The sequence below is a fragment of the Bacillus sp. ISL-47 genome, assembly GCF_018613175.1.
Lineage (GTDB): Bacteria > Bacillota > Bacilli > Bacillales > Cytobacillaceae > Cytobacillus.
Genome location: NZ_JAGGQS010000002.1, coordinates 197253 through 215207 on the forward strand (window position 1 = coordinate 197253; position 17955 = coordinate 215207).

16 protein-coding genes are annotated in these 17955 nt (G+C 39.8%); 6 read left to right on the forward strand and 10 right to left on the reverse strand.

Annotated elements, in window-relative coordinates:
• Window positions 1-242: 242 nt before the first annotated feature.
• Complete coding sequence (locus tag J7I93_RS01600) at window positions 243-698, reverse strand: Lrp/AsnC family transcriptional regulator (RefSeq protein ID WP_214722680.1); 456 nt, start codon at window positions 696-698, stop codon at window positions 243-245.
• Between the two features lie 117 nt (window positions 699-815).
• Here J7I93_RS01600 and J7I93_RS01605 point away from each other — a divergent pair, with 117 nt between their 5' ends.
• On the forward strand, window positions 816-1379 hold the full coding sequence (locus J7I93_RS01605) for a cysteine hydrolase family protein (RefSeq protein ID WP_214722681.1): 564 nt from the start codon (window positions 816-818) through the stop codon (window positions 1377-1379).
• Window positions 1380-1551: 172 nt separating this feature from the next.
• Here J7I93_RS01605 and J7I93_RS01610 read toward each other — a convergent pair whose 3' ends face one another.
• Both J7I93_RS01610 and J7I93_RS01615 read right to left on the reverse strand, forming a co-directional pair.
• Window positions 1552-2250: a Type 1 glutamine amidotransferase-like domain-containing protein gene (locus J7I93_RS01610; protein WP_214722682.1), complete on the reverse strand. Its 699-nt coding sequence runs from the start codon at window positions 2248-2250 to the stop codon at window positions 1552-1554.
• Between the two features lie 661 nt (window positions 2251-2911).
• The gene (locus J7I93_RS01615) at window positions 2912-3409 is read right to left on the reverse strand and encodes an SRPBCC family protein (RefSeq protein WP_214987714.1); all 498 of its coding nucleotides are present in this window, start codon (window positions 3407-3409) and stop codon (window positions 2912-2914) included.
• A 286-nt stretch (window positions 3410-3695) separates the two neighbouring features.
• Between J7I93_RS01615 and J7I93_RS01620 the strand changes: the two genes are divergently transcribed.
• Complete coding sequence (locus tag J7I93_RS01620; protein WP_285289057.1) at window positions 3696-4775, forward strand: sulfate permease; 1080 nt, start codon at window positions 3696-3698, stop codon at window positions 4773-4775.
• A 143-nt stretch (window positions 4776-4918) separates the two neighbouring features.
• Here the strand turns inward: J7I93_RS01620 and J7I93_RS01625 are convergent, their stop codons facing one another.
• Both J7I93_RS01625 and J7I93_RS01630 read right to left on the reverse strand, forming a co-directional pair.
• Window positions 4919-5692: a TerC family protein gene (locus J7I93_RS01625; RefSeq protein ID WP_214722683.1), complete on the reverse strand. Its 774-nt coding sequence runs from the start codon at window positions 5690-5692 to the stop codon at window positions 4919-4921.
• Window positions 5693-6047: 355 nt separating this feature from the next.
• Window positions 6048-7484: a glycoside hydrolase family 1 protein gene (locus J7I93_RS01630; RefSeq protein WP_214722684.1), complete on the reverse strand. Its 1437-nt coding sequence runs from the start codon at window positions 7482-7484 to the stop codon at window positions 6048-6050.
• A gap of 273 nt (window positions 7485-7757) precedes the next feature.
• Here J7I93_RS01630 and J7I93_RS01635 point away from each other — a divergent pair, with 273 nt between their 5' ends.
• On the forward strand, window positions 7758-8483 hold the full coding sequence (locus tag J7I93_RS01635; protein ID WP_214722685.1) for a MurR/RpiR family transcriptional regulator: 726 nt from the start codon (window positions 7758-7760) through the stop codon (window positions 8481-8483).
• A 295-nt stretch (window positions 8484-8778) separates the two neighbouring features.
• Entirely contained in the window at window positions 8779-10014 is a 1236-nt protein-coding gene (locus tag J7I93_RS01640; RefSeq protein WP_214722686.1) for a Bcr/CflA family efflux MFS transporter, read from the forward strand.
• A 73-nt stretch (window positions 10015-10087) separates the two neighbouring features.
• Here the strand turns inward: J7I93_RS01640 and J7I93_RS01645 are convergent, their stop codons facing one another.
• Entirely contained in the window at window positions 10088-10747 is a 660-nt protein-coding gene (locus tag J7I93_RS01645) for a GNAT family N-acetyltransferase (RefSeq protein ID WP_214987712.1), read from the reverse strand.
• Window positions 10748-10830: 83 nt separating this feature from the next.
• On the opposite strand from J7I93_RS01645, the gene J7I93_RS01650 reads away from it, so the two are divergent.
• The gene (locus J7I93_RS01650; RefSeq protein ID WP_214987710.1) at window positions 10831-12243 is read left to right on the forward strand and encodes a VWA domain-containing protein; all 1413 of its coding nucleotides are present in this window, start codon (window positions 10831-10833) and stop codon (window positions 12241-12243) included.
• A gap of 48 nt (window positions 12244-12291) precedes the next feature.
• Here J7I93_RS01650 and J7I93_RS01655 read toward each other — a convergent pair whose 3' ends face one another.
• The 4 genes from J7I93_RS01655 to J7I93_RS01670 form a co-directional block, all read right to left on the reverse strand.
• Window positions 12292-12498 carry a transcription initiation factor TFIIIB gene (locus J7I93_RS01655; protein ID WP_214722687.1) on the reverse strand — a complete coding sequence of 69 codons (207 nt, stop codon included), beginning with the start codon at window positions 12496-12498 and terminating at the stop codon, window positions 12292-12294.
• Between the two features lie 606 nt (window positions 12499-13104).
• A complete protein-coding gene (locus J7I93_RS01660; RefSeq protein WP_214722688.1) occupies window positions 13105-14220 on the reverse strand; it encodes a YncE family protein in 1116 nt (371 codons plus the stop codon).
• A 300-nt stretch (window positions 14221-14520) separates the two neighbouring features.
• The gene (locus J7I93_RS01665) at window positions 14521-15960 is read right to left on the reverse strand and encodes an MATE family efflux transporter (protein WP_214722689.1); all 1440 of its coding nucleotides are present in this window, start codon (window positions 15958-15960) and stop codon (window positions 14521-14523) included.
• 126 nt (window positions 15961-16086) lie between these two features.
• The gene (locus tag J7I93_RS01670) at window positions 16087-16224 is read right to left on the reverse strand and encodes a hypothetical protein (RefSeq protein ID WP_214722690.1); all 138 of its coding nucleotides are present in this window, start codon (window positions 16222-16224) and stop codon (window positions 16087-16089) included.
• A gap of 178 nt (window positions 16225-16402) precedes the next feature.
• Here J7I93_RS01670 and J7I93_RS01675 point away from each other — a divergent pair, with 178 nt between their 5' ends.
• The gene (locus tag J7I93_RS01675) at window positions 16403-17896 is read left to right on the forward strand and encodes a multicopper oxidase family protein (protein WP_214987708.1); all 1494 of its coding nucleotides are present in this window, start codon (window positions 16403-16405) and stop codon (window positions 17894-17896) included.
• Window positions 17897-17955: the final 59 nt, after the last annotated feature.

The following is a 17955-nucleotide window of genomic DNA, read 5'->3' on the forward strand; positions in this document are numbered from 1 at the left end:
ATGTATTTTCGCATCCAAACTATAAACAATCTTATTCAACATAAGCACCCCATCGGTTTTGGGTTGCCATAATATATTGATCCATATGTATTTGACAAACTAAAGGTGCTATTTCATTATCTTCTTTGACTAACCTGACTTTAGCACATTAAGAAAACGGGATCACCGCTGCATCCCGTTTTTCGTTGCCTTTCTACGATTGCCCCCGATAGTTTAAGTACAATTCACAACCCATATTTTCTTTAAGATTCATGATGTATTGTGGCAGTCAGTGGATGGTGTTGTTTTATTTCTTGTATTGAAAGATTTAAACTATAATTCCCATATTCGAGAAGGTTATTAGGAAAAAGATTCAATTCTTCTTGAGATTTAACTTTTATTTTTAAATGGTAACAGCCTTCCCCAGATACTCGATGAGCTTCAACTACCTCATTTCGATCTTTAATAAAACCAATAAAAGAATCATGGTTTGCTGTTTTCATATGTACAACGACAAACGCTGTAAAGATCAGCCCCACTTTCATTTCATCGATTATTAGTGAATAGGCTTTAATAACACCACTTTCCTCAAGTTTTTTAATACGATTTCCCACCGCTTGTCCCGTCATATGAATTTGTTTCCCCAAGTCCTTCCATTGAATACGTGAATTTTCAGTTAGTAACAGGAGGATTTGAAAGTCAATTTGATCAATATCCATTATAAATTCCTTTCACCGTGAAATTATTTTATCTAAAAGTGTTTCATCAAAGCATCGATAAAAATAAAAATGTTATCTATTATTATAGTATACCGAAACTTTAAATGAGGTGAAAAAATGAGCACAGCTTTAATCATTGTCGATATTCAAAATGACTATTTTCCAAATGGAAATATGGAATTAACAAATCCCGAAAAAGCAGCCGCTAATGCTGCTAAAATTCTTGAATGGTTTAGGCAGAAGAACAAAGAGACTATTTTTCATGTCCAGCATATCGCAAGTAATCCAGGGTTAGGCTTCTTTCTTCCAGATACAGAGGGAGTTAAACTACATGAAAGTGTTTTACCATTAGAACACGAAAGTATTATCAAAAAACATTTCCCTAACAGCTTTTTAAAGACTGAATTAGAAAGCAAATTAAAAGAAAAAGGAGTAACCAAGGTAGTGGTTGTAGGTATGATGACACATATGTGTATTGATGCAACAGTTAGAGCTGCAGTGGATCTAGGCTTTCAAACTACACTTATTGAAGATGCATGTGCGACAACGGACTTAACTTACCAAGGTAAGGTCGTACCAGCTGAACAGGTTCATTATGCATTTATCGGTGCACTTAACGGAATGTATGCCAATGTAGTTTCGACAGAGGATTTCCTTCAACAAGAAGCTAAAACGAACTAAAAGATTAACTAATTAATTATAAAAGGGAGTTTGTTTAGAAAACAGCCTCCCTTTTTTGCTGATGTTAAAACTAATAAATATAGTATCTTTTTTACTTAACCTGACTTTACTGTAGGCTCTTTTCGTATAAATTGTTGTTTTTAGACTATAAAGCTTGCCCGTCACCCTTACTTTAAGATGAAACCAGGTATTCCGTTTCAAGCTCAATCTCTTTAATCTCTTCATCGTAAAAGACTTTATATGCCTTAGCATTAGGCCGGGAGCTTACTATTTTACTAACCTTTTCCTCTATAAAATGAATAGCAACTCCATCATCTGCTGCTAATCCAGGCTTTATTTTATTGGAAGCCAAAAGTTCGTGATAAGAAGGTCTTCGATCCGTTTCGCCATCATAATGCGGGCAATTGCTCCCTTTTAAAAACCCTAAGCACTTTAATGGTTCAAGTTTATCTCCATACGAATCCGTAACCCCTTCTTCAAACCAGCAAATGGAACCTGCACTGATGCCTGCCAATACAACTCCTTGTTCCCATGCCTTTCTCATGATCTTATCTAATCCCCATTCTCTCCATAAAGCTAATAAATTCTTCGTATTTCCCCCGCCAACATAAATGATATCTTTATCTAATACAAAACCCTCTAAATCTCTTGTGGGCGGTTTGAATAATGAGAGGTGTGAAGGCTGGCACTTTCGTTTTTCAAAAAAGTCATAAAACCATTTTATACATATATCTGAATCTCCGGTTGCAGTAGGTACATAACAGATTTTGGGGTTTGGTTTACCTGACTGTTTTAAGATATATAAATCCAATAACGGATTCTCTGGCTCCATGGAGAACCCCCCGCCGCCAAGAGCAATAATTTGCCGCATATTTTTACACCCCTTCATCTAAGATTAATAAATACTATTTCTACTCACATCTAATGATTCCTTGTTTTCTAACCTGCTTTAGTCCATTAATGTTAGATCAGGCATCAAAGACAGAAGGGAAGCCAATGGAGGTGCCTAAAAAGAAGTTGCTGAAGCAAAGCATATGCTAACCAACTTTGGCCGAGTTAACGATATATTTAAAAAGTTGATGATATTTTAGCCGAGTTGTCGATATAATCCCCTAGTTGATGATAATAATAGGATAGTTGACGAAATACAGTCAATATTCAGTATCCAGTGCTGCAAGCAATCAAAAATCAGCTTATTTTCAAACCAGGTGGGCCTCGCTGCCAATTTCACAAAAAAAATCGAAAAATAGGAAAGAAATCCCCTAATAAAGCTAAAAAGCTGTTAGATTCACTAATAATCAAAAATCCAAACAGCAAAAGGCACACTTACTCAAGTAAGCCTGCCCCTCATTTCACTATGAATGTCATTTTGAATTACTCGAACGATCTCTAGCTTCTTTAGTTTATCTGTCCAGTTTCAACCAATTCCTTAAATCCCATATACGGAATTCCAGCCAGTTCCATCTTGGTATTCTCCAAGAGCTTTTTCGATATCTGCCTCTGCCTCATTTTCTACATGAGGTACTCTACATTTAGTTACCTTCTTCAAGAATTTCTTTTATTTTCCTCAAGTCTTTATTATTTGCTTTTTCCATCATCAATGACATCACCGGTTTAAAAACTTTGGCGAATCCAGTTGGGACACCTTTGTTTCGTAAGGTCATCCTCGTTCGACTCTCATCAACCGCTTCCCAAGTATAAATGGTCTCCATTGGGAAAGGGCCATTTGCGGTTTTCATTACTAGCTTTTCACCGGGAGTTAGCTCTGTAATTTCGTACACATAGGCAAGCTCCCTTCCTAAGAAATGCGCTTTAAATGCTATCTGAGAGCCAATTGTTAAAGGCTTGGGAGTTACCCATTCGGATGATTTAATATTTTCATACCATGATGGAGCATTGTCTGGATTAGCTGCATATTCGGCAACCTTTACACGTGGGGCTTGGATTATTATTTCTGTAAAAACATCAACCATTTTGTTACCTGCCTTATTATAATTTTTATTTTCTAAGTAATTTGTACCATGCTTCAAAATACTATTATCCCACTTTAGTTTAACAGGAAATCATCTGGATAGGCAGTTGGAACTTTAAGTTAGGCTGCTTTCAGCAAATGGATTTGAAGAAAGCTGCTTTCTCTAAATTTAAATTATAACTTTTCAAACATTTACCTATTAAAACTCTTGTTTATTTTCATTTATGACTTTATAATCTAAAATAATAAATTCATATTGGATTACTTGGTTTTAAATTTTTTAATTATCTTTCTTTTGTGGAAACTAAGTCAATGACAAACAACAAGGAAAAGAGGTTTTTCATTTGTTAACATACATTGCAGTTGCTGTTGCCCTTTTCTTTGCGATGAATATTGGTGCAAGCGGAACAGCAGCCTCGATGGGCGCACCATATGGAGCCGGAGCAATCAAAAGTAAACGGTTAGCGCTTCTGTTAGTTGCGGTTTCAGCCTTTTTGGGTGCTTTTTTAGGCGGCGGTGAAGTGGTTAAAACGATGGGAGAAGGATTAATCCCTACTGATTTATTGGATGCGCAAATTGTCGTCATTATATTACTGGGGGCAACATTAACCCTTTTCATTGCAAACATTATTGGTATTCCTTTATCCACCAGTGAAGTAACGGTAGGATCCATCATCGGGGTTGGAGCTGCTTTTCAGGCTATACACACCGATACTTTATTTTTGATTATCGCATTCTGGGTCATCATACCGATTGGTTCATTTCTGATTACATACGGGTTAGGCTACCTGATCAAGTATTCAGAGAAGCGATGGACTCGACTTACAGAAACTGGCCCCTGGACAAAATGGCTCTCCCTATTACTTGTTCTTGGCGGCTGTTTGGAGGCTTTTTCTGCAGGAATGAATAACGTTGCCAATGCGATTGGCCCTCTTGTAGGTGCCAGCATGATTTCAGCAGCAAATGGTCTTTTGATCGGCGCCCTATTTGTTTCTTTAGGAGCCTTTCTATTAGGAGGAAGAGTATTAGAGACAAACGGAAAAAAGATCACCAAACTTTCGCTGCTGCAGGGAAGTGCTGTTTCATTCACTGGCGGTACTTTAGTAATTATTGCTTCTGTCTTCGGACTTCCGATCCCGCTCACCCAGGTAACAACCTGCGGAATCCTCGGGGTTGGAGCTACTAAAGATGGGTTTGCCATCTTACAAAAAAGTGTGATTAAGCGAATCGCTTTAGTATGGGTGATCTCCCCTTTAGCTTCCCTGATTGTGTCTTATCTATTAATCAACTTATTTACTAAATTTGATATCTACAATGTCTTAATTGTCGGAAGTGCCATTATTGTGGCAGTAGGGAGCATCGTTTTATCCAGGATTGAGAGAAATGAGAAAAGAAGCTACTATGATGCGGGCGGAGGAATTTAGATAGAAATAAAAGTTCTGCATTTAATTTCATAACAGAATTTAACACAAAGAATAAACATCCCCTTAAATCGGAAGAAAAAGATGTTGGATTCATTTTATAAATGCTATCTACCCGCAAATCTTTTTCTTCCATTGGGTAACTTTTAGACTAAATTTTCCTTATTTAACTTCTTGCTGGGTGCAAACCAACCGATTAGGGCAATGCCAAGCAATATTCCATAGAAAACCAATGTCCAAGCTGTACTATGGGGAAAATCATGGTCTAAGATACCAATATCCTCATGTGCAAGTGTAATCACAGCAAGTTTGACACCAACCCAGGCAACAATGGCATATGCGGTTGTTTCCAATGCTGGACGTTTATCAAGGAGTTGTACAAACCAGGTTGCCGCATATTTAATCAAGATAAGACCAGCAATCCCTCCAAGTACGATCACAATAAACTGTCCTCCATCCATGCCTCCAAAGTCTTCAAGTGGTGAATCTGGAAGACCAAGGGCAAGAGCAACAGCAGCGAGAATGGAATCAATGGCAAAAGCGAGATCTGCTAAAGCAATTTTCCCTACTGTAGGCCAAAATCCTTTCCCTGCGGATTCCTCTTCAACTTCCTTTTGGATATTCTCATTTTCTTTTCCAAACCGGGCTTGAATAATATGCTTTAAGCCCAAGTAAAGAAGATAAGCTGCTCCTATCGCCTGGATCTGCCATACGTTTGCGATAAAAGAAATGGCAAATAGCGCAGCAAATCGGAAAGTGAACGCCATGATAATTCCGTAATTTATAGCTCTTTTTTTCTGATCGTCGGGTAAATGCTTGGCTATTACAGCAAGAACAAGGGCATTGTCTGCCGACAACAAACCTTCCAGTCCTATTAAGATCAATAGTGCCCAAGCATACTCCAGCCAAAGTGACTCCATACACCTCTCTCCTTTCTAAAAAACTTTAAAGGTTTTTCTAACATTAGAGTTGCCAATTATCTGGCAAGAAATCCTTTATAATATGGATTGGATTATTTTTATAGCCTCTTTCCTTTCATCTACACCTTTTTCTTATTAATAAGAATTTCTTTGGCTCTCCAAAATTAAAATAACAATTACTTGAATTTTTGTACTGAGCCTGGTTTCACTGGTAATCCATGCCCTATTTCCATACCTTTTCCAAGCTGATAAAAACTCTTAAACCTGTTAACAATTTTTTAAGTGACCTTCCATTTAGTAAAAAAAAGAGCTACCTCAGTAGCCCTAATAAATATACCCAATTATTAATCGTTTTCTATAACTTTTCCCCATTAGTTGCAATAACATCTTTATACCAGAAGAACGACTTCTTCTTTTTCCGTTCCATTGTTCCGCTGCCATCATCATGTTTATCAACATAAATATAACCATAACGTTTCGAGAACTCGCCTGTTGACATGCTTACCATATCAATGCAGCCCCAGCTTGTATAGCCCATTAATTCGACCCCATCAGCTATGGCTTCACCCATTGCTTTAATATGCTCACGAAGATAGTCAATTCGATAGTCATCATGGATCGATCCATCTTCTTCAACTTCGTCATAGGCTCCCAGCCCATTTTCTACTACAAATAGCGGTTTCTGATAGCGGTCATACAATTTGTTTAAGCTAATGCGCAGTCCTTCAGGATCGATTTCCCAGCCCCAGTCGCTTGTTTGCAGGAATGGATTTCTTACGCCGCCAATAATATTCCCTTCTGCCCCTTCCGATCCCGTCTTTTCTTTCTTCTCGGTGCGGGACATGTAATAACTGAAGCCAACATAATCTGCAGTGTTTTCCTTTATTAATTCCAAATCGCCTTCCTGAATTTCCAATTCAATATCATGTTCTATGAAGTATCTCTTCATGAAAGCTGGATACTCTCCGCGTACTTGAACATCCGCACAATAATAATTGAAGAGCTGTTCTTCCTGAAGGGCATGCATGACATTTTCAGGCTTACTATCAAAGGAATAGACAGGAGCAAAAAGAATCATGCAGCCAATTTTCGAATCAGGGATGATCTCATGGCATGCTTTAACCGCAATAGCGCTTGCAACAAATTGATGGTGGTAAGCCTGGAAGGTTGGCTGGTATTTGTCCTCTTCTTTTTGATAAGAAAAGCCCAGCCCTTGAATCGGCATCACCAGGCCGCTATTAATTTCATTAAACGTCATCCAGTACTTTACTTTATCCTTATAACGATTGAAGATAGCTTTTACATATCTCTCAAAAAAGGTGACAACTTGACGGTCTCTCCAGCCGCCATATTCTTTGACCAAATTCAGAGGCATTTCATAATGGGAAATGGTTACGACTGGTTCAATTCCATACTTGTGTAATTCATCAAATACACGATCGTAAAAAGCCAGCCCTTCTTCATTTTCCTCTAACTCGTTTCCATTAGGAAAAATACGCGTCCAGGCAATAGACATACGGAACGCCTTGAAGCCCATTTCCGCAAACAGTTCAATATCTTCTTTATATCGATGGTAGAAGTCAATGGCTTCATGATTTGGATAATCGTATTGATCACGATGGATTTCAAAATCAAAACCTGGATTCATTAAAATGTTATACCGCTCTTTTCCGCCTGGAAGAACATCTGCTATATTTAGCCCTTTATTCCCTTCACTAAATCCGCCTTCTATCTGATTGGCTGCAGTAGCCCCTCCCCATAAAAAACCTTGGGGGAAATGATATTTATTCATTTTTATAACCTCCAGAAATTTATACTTTCATTACTATTTCTTTTTTGGTGAAAAATTATATCTTGCCCTTCCTTAAACTAGGAAAATATATACACATAATCATAACTGGGTGTGGCATGATGGTAAATGAAAGAAGACCATTTAGTTGTTTATAACGAAAAAAGGGATTTGTTACATAGATGTAACACTGTGTTACACACACAAATTGTGTTACGCTTTACCTAAACTTTTTTGCAGAGTAAGATATTTTTTTATGAAGGAGCATCTGGGTTAATGTTTACAAATGAAGTCATCGCTTCTTTTAATGAATTAGAAACATCTTTATACAACTATATTTGTCAGAACCCTGAAAAGGTGCCGTATATGCGAATTCGTGAACTTGCGGATGAAACCCATGTATCAACAGCCTCTATTCTACGTTTTTGCAGGAAATTAAATTGTGAGGGATTTTCCGAATTCAAAGTAAAGCTTAAAATGAATTTACAACACAATAAAAAAACCGACATTAAAAGTTCCCAGCAATCAATCGTCGAATTTATTGAGCGTACCTTAAAAGGGGATATGGAAGAAAAGATTAGAGAGGCTGCAAATCTCGTTATTGAAGCAGATAACGTAATTTTTATTGGGATTGGAAGCTCTGGTATTCTTGCTGAATATGGGGCACGGTATTTCTCAAGCTTAGGCAAATTTTCGCTGTATATCAAAGATCCCCACTTCCCGATTCATTCCAAACTTCGGAATAATAGTGTAACCATTGCTTTATCTGTCTCAGGAGAAACGAATTTTACGATTTCTCAATTAAACCAGCTTAAACAAGAAGGAAGTAAAATTGTCAGTATTACAAACAATAAGCTTTCAACCATTGCCAAGATCTCTGATTTAAACATCGCCTATTATGTAACGGAGGAATTTTATGAAGAATCCAATGTTACCACACAAGTACCTGTGGTTTACATTTTAGAAGCAATAGCGCGGGAAATTCATAAGCTTAATGAATAGTAAGAAATCCTTCCTAAAGAAAGGCTCTTTTCTCATAGATTGTTGTTTTTTTATGAATTCTGCCCATTGATTAAAATACCTTCAAAAACAAAAAACTTTACGAAATCAGCCTAAAGGAAAGATACTGGTCATACACCGGACCGGTGTCTTTTCTCTTGATTGAAGTATTTCCATAAATGGGTTGCATACACGAATTATTCTTAGTATTCTCTGCTGGACATCCTCCCTCCCCTGGCGTATACTAGCCATATTTATGTAAAAGATTAGCAGTTTTACAGAAAGAAAGGTGTTTGACATGCTTCATAATCCAACAGGAAAAGAACGGCTAGCCCTGGCTTTTCTCCTTAGTATGCTCGGTATTCTGGGGCCGTTCAATATTGATATGTATTTGCCGAGCTTTCCGGATATTTCGGAGGATTTGAGTGCGCGTGCTTCACTTGTTCAGCTGAGTTTAACGGCGTGTTTGATTGGGCTTGCTGTTGGACAGGTAATTGTCGGACCGCTTAGTGATTCCCATGGAAGAAGAAAGCCGCTTTTAATTGGGATTTCGCTTTTTGCTCTATCATCCCTTTTATGTGCGATTGCACCGAATATTACGGCCTTTATTGCTGCCCGCTTTCTTCAGGGCTTAACCGCTTCAGCCGGGATTGTCCTCTCCCGTGCAGTTGTCCGCGATGTGTTCACCGGGAAAGAACTGACGAAATTTTTTGCGCTTCTGATGGTTATCAATGCCACAGCTCCTATGATTGCGCCAATGACAGGCGGGGCACTTCTGCTTCTGCCGTTCGCCAGCTGGAAAACCATCTTTTATTTTCTAAGTTTGCTTGGGGTTTTTATTACGATCGTGATCTCCCTGCGCTTGAAAGAAACCCTTCCGCCGGAAAAACGGGTCCCAAGCTCGATCGGGAACTCAGTTAGGAGTATGGGTGGCCTATTTAAGGACCGTTCTTTCATTGGCTATGCTTTAATTGTAGGATTTATCCACGGTGGAAGTTTTGCTTATGTTTCCGGAACGCCTTTCGTCTATCAGGGGATCTATGGAGTTTCGCCACAGGTATTCAGCATTCTGTTTGGCATAAATGGCTTGGCTATTATTACGGGGAGCTTCCTAATTGGCCGCTTTGCCGGAATTATCCCGGAAAGGAGCCTGCTTCGAACAGCAGTCTGTATCGCAGTGAGTGCCACCTCTGTCCTTTTGGTTATGACGATTATCAAGGGACCGCTATTCATGCTTGTCATCCCCATCTTTATTTACATGACTTCCATGGGGATGATCATTACAAGCTCCTTCACGCTGGCTATGAAAAATCAGGGGCATCGTGCCGGAAGCGCAAGCGCTGTGATCGGTATGCTGCCTTTAGTGCTCGGTTCTGCTGTCTCCCCTCTTGTCAGCATTGATGAAACAACCGCTGTCCCAATGGGAACCATTTTATTTGTCACTTCCTTCATTGGCTTCATCGCCTTTTTCACATTGACAAAGGAAAAAACTAAAAGAAGCAGAACAAACTTGAATTTGCATGCGGAGGGGTAATTCCCCTCCTAATATGAAAAGTGGATAATTAACCTACACAGTTAACATAATATTATTACAAGTCTCTTTGGCTTCAGGTGATATCCCCTTTAATGATTGAATACATATACAAATCATCGAATTTCCCGCAAGTATATTCATAATGCCGCAGCAGGCCCTCTCTTTTAAAACCCTGTCTTTCTATTAGTTTTTGGGACGGAAGATTGGCAGGTTCGACCAGCGCTTCAATTCTCTCCAATTCAAGGTGCTGAAAACCAAACTTAACAACAGCTGCTAATGCTTCGCTGGCAATTCCTTTCCCCCATTGCTCTTTGCTCAATTCATATCCAATTTCACTGCGATAATGTTTGGCTGCCCTATTAAGAAAACCGCAGCTGCCAATGATCTTTCCGGATTCCTTGAGGGTAATTCCCCATCTAATTCCAGTGCCTTGTTCATATATGGATTTATACCATCCGATTTCTTCATTGACCTGTTCAATCGTTTGGCAAGGCCCGATCCCCATATGTTTGACCACTTCTATATCTGACAGATAGACCAGCATATCTTTATCATCCGCTGTTGTTACTTCTCTTAAAATTAGCCTTTTTGTTTCTAGTTTCGGAAATCCGCTTCGCAAAATACCCTTCCTCTCCACATATAGTTGAGTTTGCTTAATAACAACTATACCAAAATTATCATCCATCAGCTGGAAAAAAACCCTTATTTCACAAACAGATGGTAAATACTTCAAACTTCCCCGCTGCCATGTTAAACTCTATAATTAGGCAAACTGCCTACAACATAGGTAAGTGATTAGCAATGAGGAGGATTTTTGTGAAACGATATGCGTTCTGGCTGCTTTTCCTTGCATCAATGCTACTCTCAGCATGCAGCAGTGACAAAGAGGAAGTGACAGCCAAAACACCTGCCAAGGAAAAGGAGCAGCAGGAAGAAAAACAGGAAAAGATTTTAACTGATTCAGAAAATATAAGTTTGGAAGTAACCGAGGAAGTTTTGCTGAACTTGCCTGCAGGAACGCTGATGGATGGTTTAGCATATGAAAAGGACATTGAAAACGTCGACTTTAATACACCTGAAACAGACTCTGAACTGAAAAGCAAGATGACATCCAAGCTTGAAGAATTAACAAAAGAGACCAACGATGTGGAGGCGATCAAGAAAGGTCTCGTTTCCCTTCTTGCCAGCCCGCATTATAAAGAGGTGCTCGAAAAAGCGAAAGTTTATGAACCTGCTTTTGAAGAGCCTTACCTTCCCGATCCAACTAAATCAGAAGGCGGCGAAGAAAAAGAAGCTGCGGAAAAGGCCATTATCCTGCTCGATGCCAGCTCCAGCATGCTGCTTCAAACCGGCGGCCAAATCAAAATGGATATTGCCAAAGATGCTGTAAAAAGCTTTGCCCAAACCATCGGACAGAGCAGTGACGTTTCCCTCGTTGTTTATGGCCATAAAGGTTCTGAAGCGGATGCAGAGAAGGAAATCTCCTGTTCAGGAGTAGAGGAAGTCTATCCAATGGGGCAATATTCAAAAAAAGAATTTCATGAAGCCGTTGATTCTTTTGAAAGCAACGGCTGGACTCCGCTGGCCGGTGCTATCCAAAAAGCCGCAGTAATGAGCAGCGGCTATGATGGCGCAACCACCATCTATATTGTCAGTGATGGTGCAGAAACATGCGACGGAGATCCTGTCCAGGCAAGTAAGGACCTTATTCAAAACAACAGCAGCAATACTGTAAATATTATTGGATTTGACGTAGATGGTAAAACCGAGGACCAATTAAAGGCGGTAGCTGAAGCGGGCAATGGCGAATATTTTAAAGCTGATAATCCTGAAGAATTGAAAAATACCATCCAATATGAATGGCTCCCATCAGCGCTTGATCTTGCCTGGGCCTTTACTATGGCACCTGACGGCTGGGAGATGATGGAGGAGTATGATAAAGGCGAAGTTTACCCCCGCCAATTGTTTACGATTGGCAGACGCGAGGCCCACCGTATCCTCGATGCCGTTTCTATCATGTCAGAACAAGGCTGGATTACCGAAGAACAAGAATCGGAGCTGCGTGACTGGGGCTATGAACGAAGCGAACAAATGAAAGACCTCTATTATGATCTTCATGAAAAAAATCGGGAAAAAGCCAATACAAAGAGTGCTGAAATAAAACAGCGAGTCGACGAATGGGTCGAGAAAATGAAGGCTCTAAAAAAAGAGCGCGGGGATATTTGGTAAGCTGGTATAAGAACGCTCAGGGGCATGGCTCTGAGCGTTTTTGAATATCTAAAAAATAGTCCCTTTAAATTTTTCCGGTTTTTTTACATAGCTTTCGATAATAAATCCGCATTCTATGCAAATGATATGTTCAACCTCTGAACCCAAGCTCATCTTATTAATTGGATAAATCGCTGCGTATCCAGCATGTTTTCCTCTTCCCAGTTCCTTTGCAGCACACTTTGGACACTGGGTAATGTCCACTGAATGTTTCATGCCAACCCCCCTTTAAGCAACCACTAACTGTAAATCTCTTCTGCTAAAGATACGAATGAACAGTAAGATAGTTTCACTTGCCCCTGAAAAAGACAAAACCCTGAAGGAAATTTCTTCATTTAAGTTTTAACCATCCATCACTGGGAATACAATAGAATAACTAATCCAAAATATCGGGAGGTGGATGCAGTGAATTACCTCTGCTACAAGGCGATGGAAGCATTTAAAAAAGATGCTGAGCGCCAGAAAGCAGCTGAAAATCAAAAGTTGAATGTAGCTAGCCAAAAGTCTAAATAAGAATGAGTAAATTTTGTATTCTTTTCCGTCATCCATGTGGATGGCTTTTTTATTTTTCTCCTTCATTACACAATTGTAAACTCTGAGAATAAGACATGAATTTTTGCGAATAAATGATCCAAATTTACGAACAAAATCCTATATTTTGCGAATACAATGGTGGAACTTCGGAACAAATCCTTGGTTTCGCGAATAAACCGTTATGCGGAACCAATGAAGGCCGCTATGTTAACGCTAGGTAACAGTTGAAATACGGAATACCGCCATTTTAATATTTTTCAGGTGGCTTCTTACACTTAGACAGTTCAATTAATTCGTGATGCTTATTCCATTAGGCACTCCTTTTACTTTAATTGTTTCAATTACCTTATTCCGCTCTTTATCGATGATGCTGACCGTGTCTTCAAACATATTCGTAACATACACCCTCTTATTATCAGGACTTGTCACAACTCCATGTGATCCTTTTCCGGTTTCAATTTCAGCTGTTGCTTGCTTTGCATCAAGGTCTATTACTGTAACACTTGTGGAAGGTGCTTCTTCTGTTCCTTGGTTAGCAACATAGGCAAACTGATCATTCTCATCAATGTATACTTGCGCAGGCCCAATACCAACAGGAATTTTATCTACCTTATCAGTAGCTAGGTCAACAACAGCAAGAGCATTTTCTCCATTTAAAGTAGCAACAAGTGATTTTCCATCAGAAGCGATACCCGTAGTGACAGGAGCTGTTCCCACTTTAATTCGCTTTTCTTCCTTCATGGTTTCAAGGTTAACAACACTGATTGTGTCTTCACTCATGTTTGCAATATAAGCGCTTTTGCTATCATCTGAAATTCTGAATCCATGTGGCCCTTTCCCTGTCTCTACTGTATTTACCACCTTAAAGCTTGCCATATCAATGACACTTACATTATTGTCTTCATTGTTGGTTACGGCAGCGTACCTCCCATCCTCAGTAAAAACAATATGGGCAGGGTGATTTCCGACTATGACCTCCTGGACTAGTTCATCATTCTCAATGCTGTAAAAAAGCGCTTTTCCATTCATTTCCATTTCGTTGCCATGGCCATCATCACCTCCGCCATATCCTGCCATACTTGGCAGAACCGTTGCCCCTATCATTTTTCCATCGGGTGATACCTGCACATTATGAACGGAGCCTTCTACTTCTAATGTGAAAACAATCGAATTGGTAGCTGCATCAATTTTAGAAATGCTGCCTCCTTCGTTTGCGGTGTAATAATATTGAGCAGCTGTCTTCTCATCAGCCACTTCTGCATTCTCATCTTCTTGCTGTACTTCTAATAAAGGTTCCTCCTCACTTTTTTCCTCATTCCCGGCATTACTCTCTGAACTGCATCCAGCCAGTATCACTCCTAACATTAAAAGAACAATAAAAATACTTTTTTTTACTTTATGCATGAAATGATCCTCCTTTTTGAACTTAAGGAAATCATAATAATTAATAGAGAATGCAAAAGTGATTTTTTTCACTTGGGCAAATATATTTTCAAAAAGTCTGACAATCTTTTGAAATCCATTAAATCTCCTTATTTGGAAGGTATGATAATGGGTTCCCGATAAAAAATGAACAGACCAAACTGTAGCCTGTTCATTTAGGTCTATTTGTTTTTTTCTAAAGCCCACAGAGCTTTAAATTTACGAAGCCATCTTTCTGCATGCCTCAGCACGTAAAATTAGTATTCTTAGCGGTAAGGAAGATTAATAATTATTTATACAAGACGACATCGTTTCCTTTGTTGTCTGCGGATGGCATTCAGATTCTGCCTCCGGCGCTTTCTCAAGAGCCATCCACTTACCTCTTTGAAACTGAATAACCAACACAATAGCCCGGAATGCAATGTCAGCGCCTATCGCAATCCAGACGCCTGCCAAGCCCCAGCCCAGCATGATACCTAATACATAGACAAGGACTGTACGCACGGCCCACATACCTACAGCTGTCAGGTACATTGGAAATTTTGTATTGTTTGCACCCTGGAAAGCACCTGTTAATACCATGAGGACAGCTAAAAACGGTTGAAAAACACCTGATATCTTAAGTGCTGTACCAATATTTGCGATTACCTCCTGATCCTCTGTAAAGAAACTTCCCGCCCAATCACCGAGAAAGAATAAAAGTGCCCCGAGGACAGTCATAGATGCTAAAGTTAAGACGGTTGTAAGTTTGGCATACCGCCTCGCTTCATCTAGGTTGCCTGCGCCTATTTGCTGTCCGACCAGTATGGTGGCTGCCGTTGCGAACCCATAACCAATCATATAAGAAAAGACTTCAATATTTCCTGCGATTTGATGGGCTGCAAAAGCATTTGTTCCAAGTGCTACAACGAATCCGAAATAGACGATTTGGCCAGCACGCATGACTAACCGTTCACCTGCTGCTGGTGCTCCAAGTGTCGTCAACTCCATTAAATGTACTTTGTCCAGCTTCCAATAGTCCTTGCGGAAAGCAAGAACCTCTGACCGGTTTAGGTAATAAAAAAGTGCTGCACTTCCAACAACACGGGAAAATACAGTAGCAAGGGCAGCTCCTACAATTCCCATTTCCGGAATAAATAGAAAGCCGAATATCAAAATGTAATCCAATACTGCATTCACAATATTAATAATAATGCTTACTTTCATTGGTGTTTTTGTATCCCCAGCCCCTCTAAGGATGGCACTTAAGACAAACATTAAAGACATAAAGATTGAGGGAATGCCCACGATCCTAAAATAGAGAGACCCAGCCTCCAGAACATCCGCTTCAATCCCCATTAGTTTTAATAATGGCTCTGCAAAAAACAAGGTTGCTACTCCAGTAAGCAAACCAAATATAATTGCCAGGACAATAGATTGCTGTGAAATATGCCTTGCCTTTTCCGGCAGGTTAGCCCCAAGAAAATTGGCAATTCTTACGTTCGCCGCCACCCCAATCGCCATAAATAGAGCAAAATAAATGGCAAGAACTGCATTGGTGACTCCTATGGCGGACACTTCTGCAAGCCCAAGCTTGGAGACAAAATAAGTGTCTACAAAACCAAGGATGGTTTGGAAGAAATTTTCGATTACAGCAGGTATGGCAAGTACTGTAATAATTTTTAACCTGTCTTTGTTTGATTGAACATTTTTCAGTTTTGCATCTACGACTTCTTCTTTCAAATTTCTTCCCTCCGTTCCTGAGAAGGCTATGAACAATAAATGTTACCTTTAATCAAATAAGGCACACCTTATAAGTGTGCCCTATTTGATAACTAGGCTATTTACATTATTTACTTTCCTGAAACATTAATAATGAATGGAACCGTTATAGCTTTCCAAGGTATTTATATTGTCCCATTTCTCTATATCTGAGGCAGGTAATAGCATATCTATCATTCCTACTACAAGCTTTGTTTTCATCCTCTTAATTTTTACCACTGCCATTTACATATAAACTCCACAAAAAATGCATATTTGCAATTGGGAGTCCTTTTTGGTTGCTTTTAAAAATAAAAGCAGGCTATCATTTATAAATACTTAGCTAGGTATAAAGATTTTAACATGTTATTCTCATCAGTCTTTTACAAAGACTAAGAAAAAATATGAAAAGAGGTAGAAGCGTTTGAAAAAGGGTATTATTATTGCTCTCAGTGTTTTAGTTTTAACTTTTGGAGCCCTGTTTCTTTTCATGAGATTCTCTGGCATGGGAGGGAATACGCCAAATAGCGGAATGGGCGGAATGGGCAATGGACCTGAAAACCTTGAAAATGAAGAATATTCTTTTGATGCGCCTTTGCCAATCCCCCCTTTGTTAGAGGATGTTAACCCAGACCCTGATAAGGCTGAATTCCATTTAACTGCCCAAGAATCCGAGAAGGAGTTTTTAAAAGGCAAAGCGACAAAGACATTGGGCTATAACGGAGATTACCTGGGTCCCGTCATTAGAGTAAGAGCCGGTGAAGAAGTTTCCGTAAAAGTGAAAAACGATGTGAGTACCGGGACTACTGTCCACTGGCATGGGCTCGAAGTAGACGGTAATCAGGACGGCGGGCCACACTCCGGAATCCAGCCGGGGGATACTTGGAATCCTCAATTCACGATAAAACAGCCAGCAGCAACGTTATGGTACCACCCTCACCTTCTGCACACAACAGGTGAACAGGTATACATGGGACTTGCAGGTTTGTTTTACATTGATGACAAAGTTTCGGACAATCTCGATATTCCGAAAGAATATGGAGTAGATGATGTCCCCCTTATTATCCAGGACAAACAGTTTGATACTAATGGAAAATACGAGTATGACCTGGGGATGCATGATGTGATGATGGGACTTCAAGGAGAAGCCATTTTGGTAAATGGAGCAGTCAACCCCTACATGGAAGTTCCTAGAGGAAAGGTGAGGCTTCGCCTTTTAAATGGGTCTAACGCAAGAATATACAATTTTACCCTTAGCAGCGGCCAATCATTCCAACAGATTGCAAGTGATGGCGGATTTTTGGAAAAGCCTGCTGAAATGAACAGCTTAATTCTAAGCTCTGCCGAAAGAGCTGAGGTAATCGTTGATTTTTCTGATCATAATGAAGGAGATGTGGTTTATTTAACTGACCAGGGAACTCCTTTCATGAAGTTTGTTGTCAGTGAGAAAGAAGGAAAAGAATATGCCATTCCCGCTAACTTAACAGATATTCCTGAGATTGATCCGGGAAGCGCCGTCCGTACAAGAGAATTTGTCATGCAGGGAATGGGCAGGAATGTAAACATCAACGGCAAACAAATGGATATGAATCGAATTGATGAGGAAGTTAAACTTGGCTACACCGAAATATGGGAAATTTCAAATGATGGTTCCGGGATGATGGGTGGAATGATGGGAGACAATGGCGGTATGGCGCATCCTTTTCATGCACATGGTGTACAGTTCCGGATCCTTGACAGAGACGGAAACCCGCCTCCACCTAATGAGAGAGGCTGGAAAGACACTATACTTGTTTATCCCGGCGAAAAAGTAAGAGCAATCGCCACCTTTAACCATCCAGGGGTCTTTATGTACCATTGTCATATCTTAGAGCATGAAGATGCGGGGATGATGGGACAATTTAAGGTAAAGGATTAGTAGAGGTGCAAATGAAAAGATCGAAGTAAAGCCTTCGATCTTTTTCATGTGCGCCCGGC

Excerpts from the sequence above, each read along its gene's own strand:
- J7I93_RS01610 (WP_214722682.1), bottom strand. The coding sequence starts at position 2,250 with ATGCGGCAAATTATTGCTCTTGGCGGCGGGGGGTTCTCCATGGAGCCA.
- J7I93_RS01655 (WP_214722687.1), bottom strand. The coding sequence starts at position 12,498 with ATGAAACATTCAGTGGACATTACCCAGTGTCCAAAGTGTGCTGCAAAG.
- J7I93_RS01600 (WP_214722680.1), bottom strand. The coding sequence starts at position 698 with ATGGATATTGATCAAATTGACTTTCAAATCCTCCTGTTACTAACTGAA.
- J7I93_RS01630 (WP_214722684.1), bottom strand. The coding sequence starts at position 7,484 with ATGAATAAATATCATTTCCCCCAAGGTTTTTTATGGGGAGGGGCTACT.
- J7I93_RS01635 (WP_214722685.1), top strand. The coding sequence starts at position 7,758 with ATGTTTACAAATGAAGTCATCGCTTCTTTTAATGAATTAGAAACATCT.
- J7I93_RS01605 (WP_214722681.1), top strand. The coding sequence starts at position 816 with ATGAGCACAGCTTTAATCATTGTCGATATTCAAAATGACTATTTTCCA.
- J7I93_RS01660 (WP_214722688.1), bottom strand. The coding sequence starts at position 14,220 with ATGCATAAAGTAAAAAAAAGTATTTTTATTGTTCTTTTAATGTTAGGA.
- J7I93_RS01640 (WP_214722686.1), top strand. The coding sequence starts at position 8,779 with ATGCTTCATAATCCAACAGGAAAAGAACGGCTAGCCCTGGCTTTTCTC.
- J7I93_RS01670 (WP_214722690.1), bottom strand. The coding sequence starts at position 16,224 with ATGGCAGTGGTAAAAATTAAGAGGATGAAAACAAAGCTTGTAGTAGGA.
- J7I93_RS01625 (WP_214722683.1), bottom strand. The coding sequence starts at position 5,692 with ATGGAGTCACTTTGGCTGGAGTATGCTTGGGCACTATTGATCTTAATA.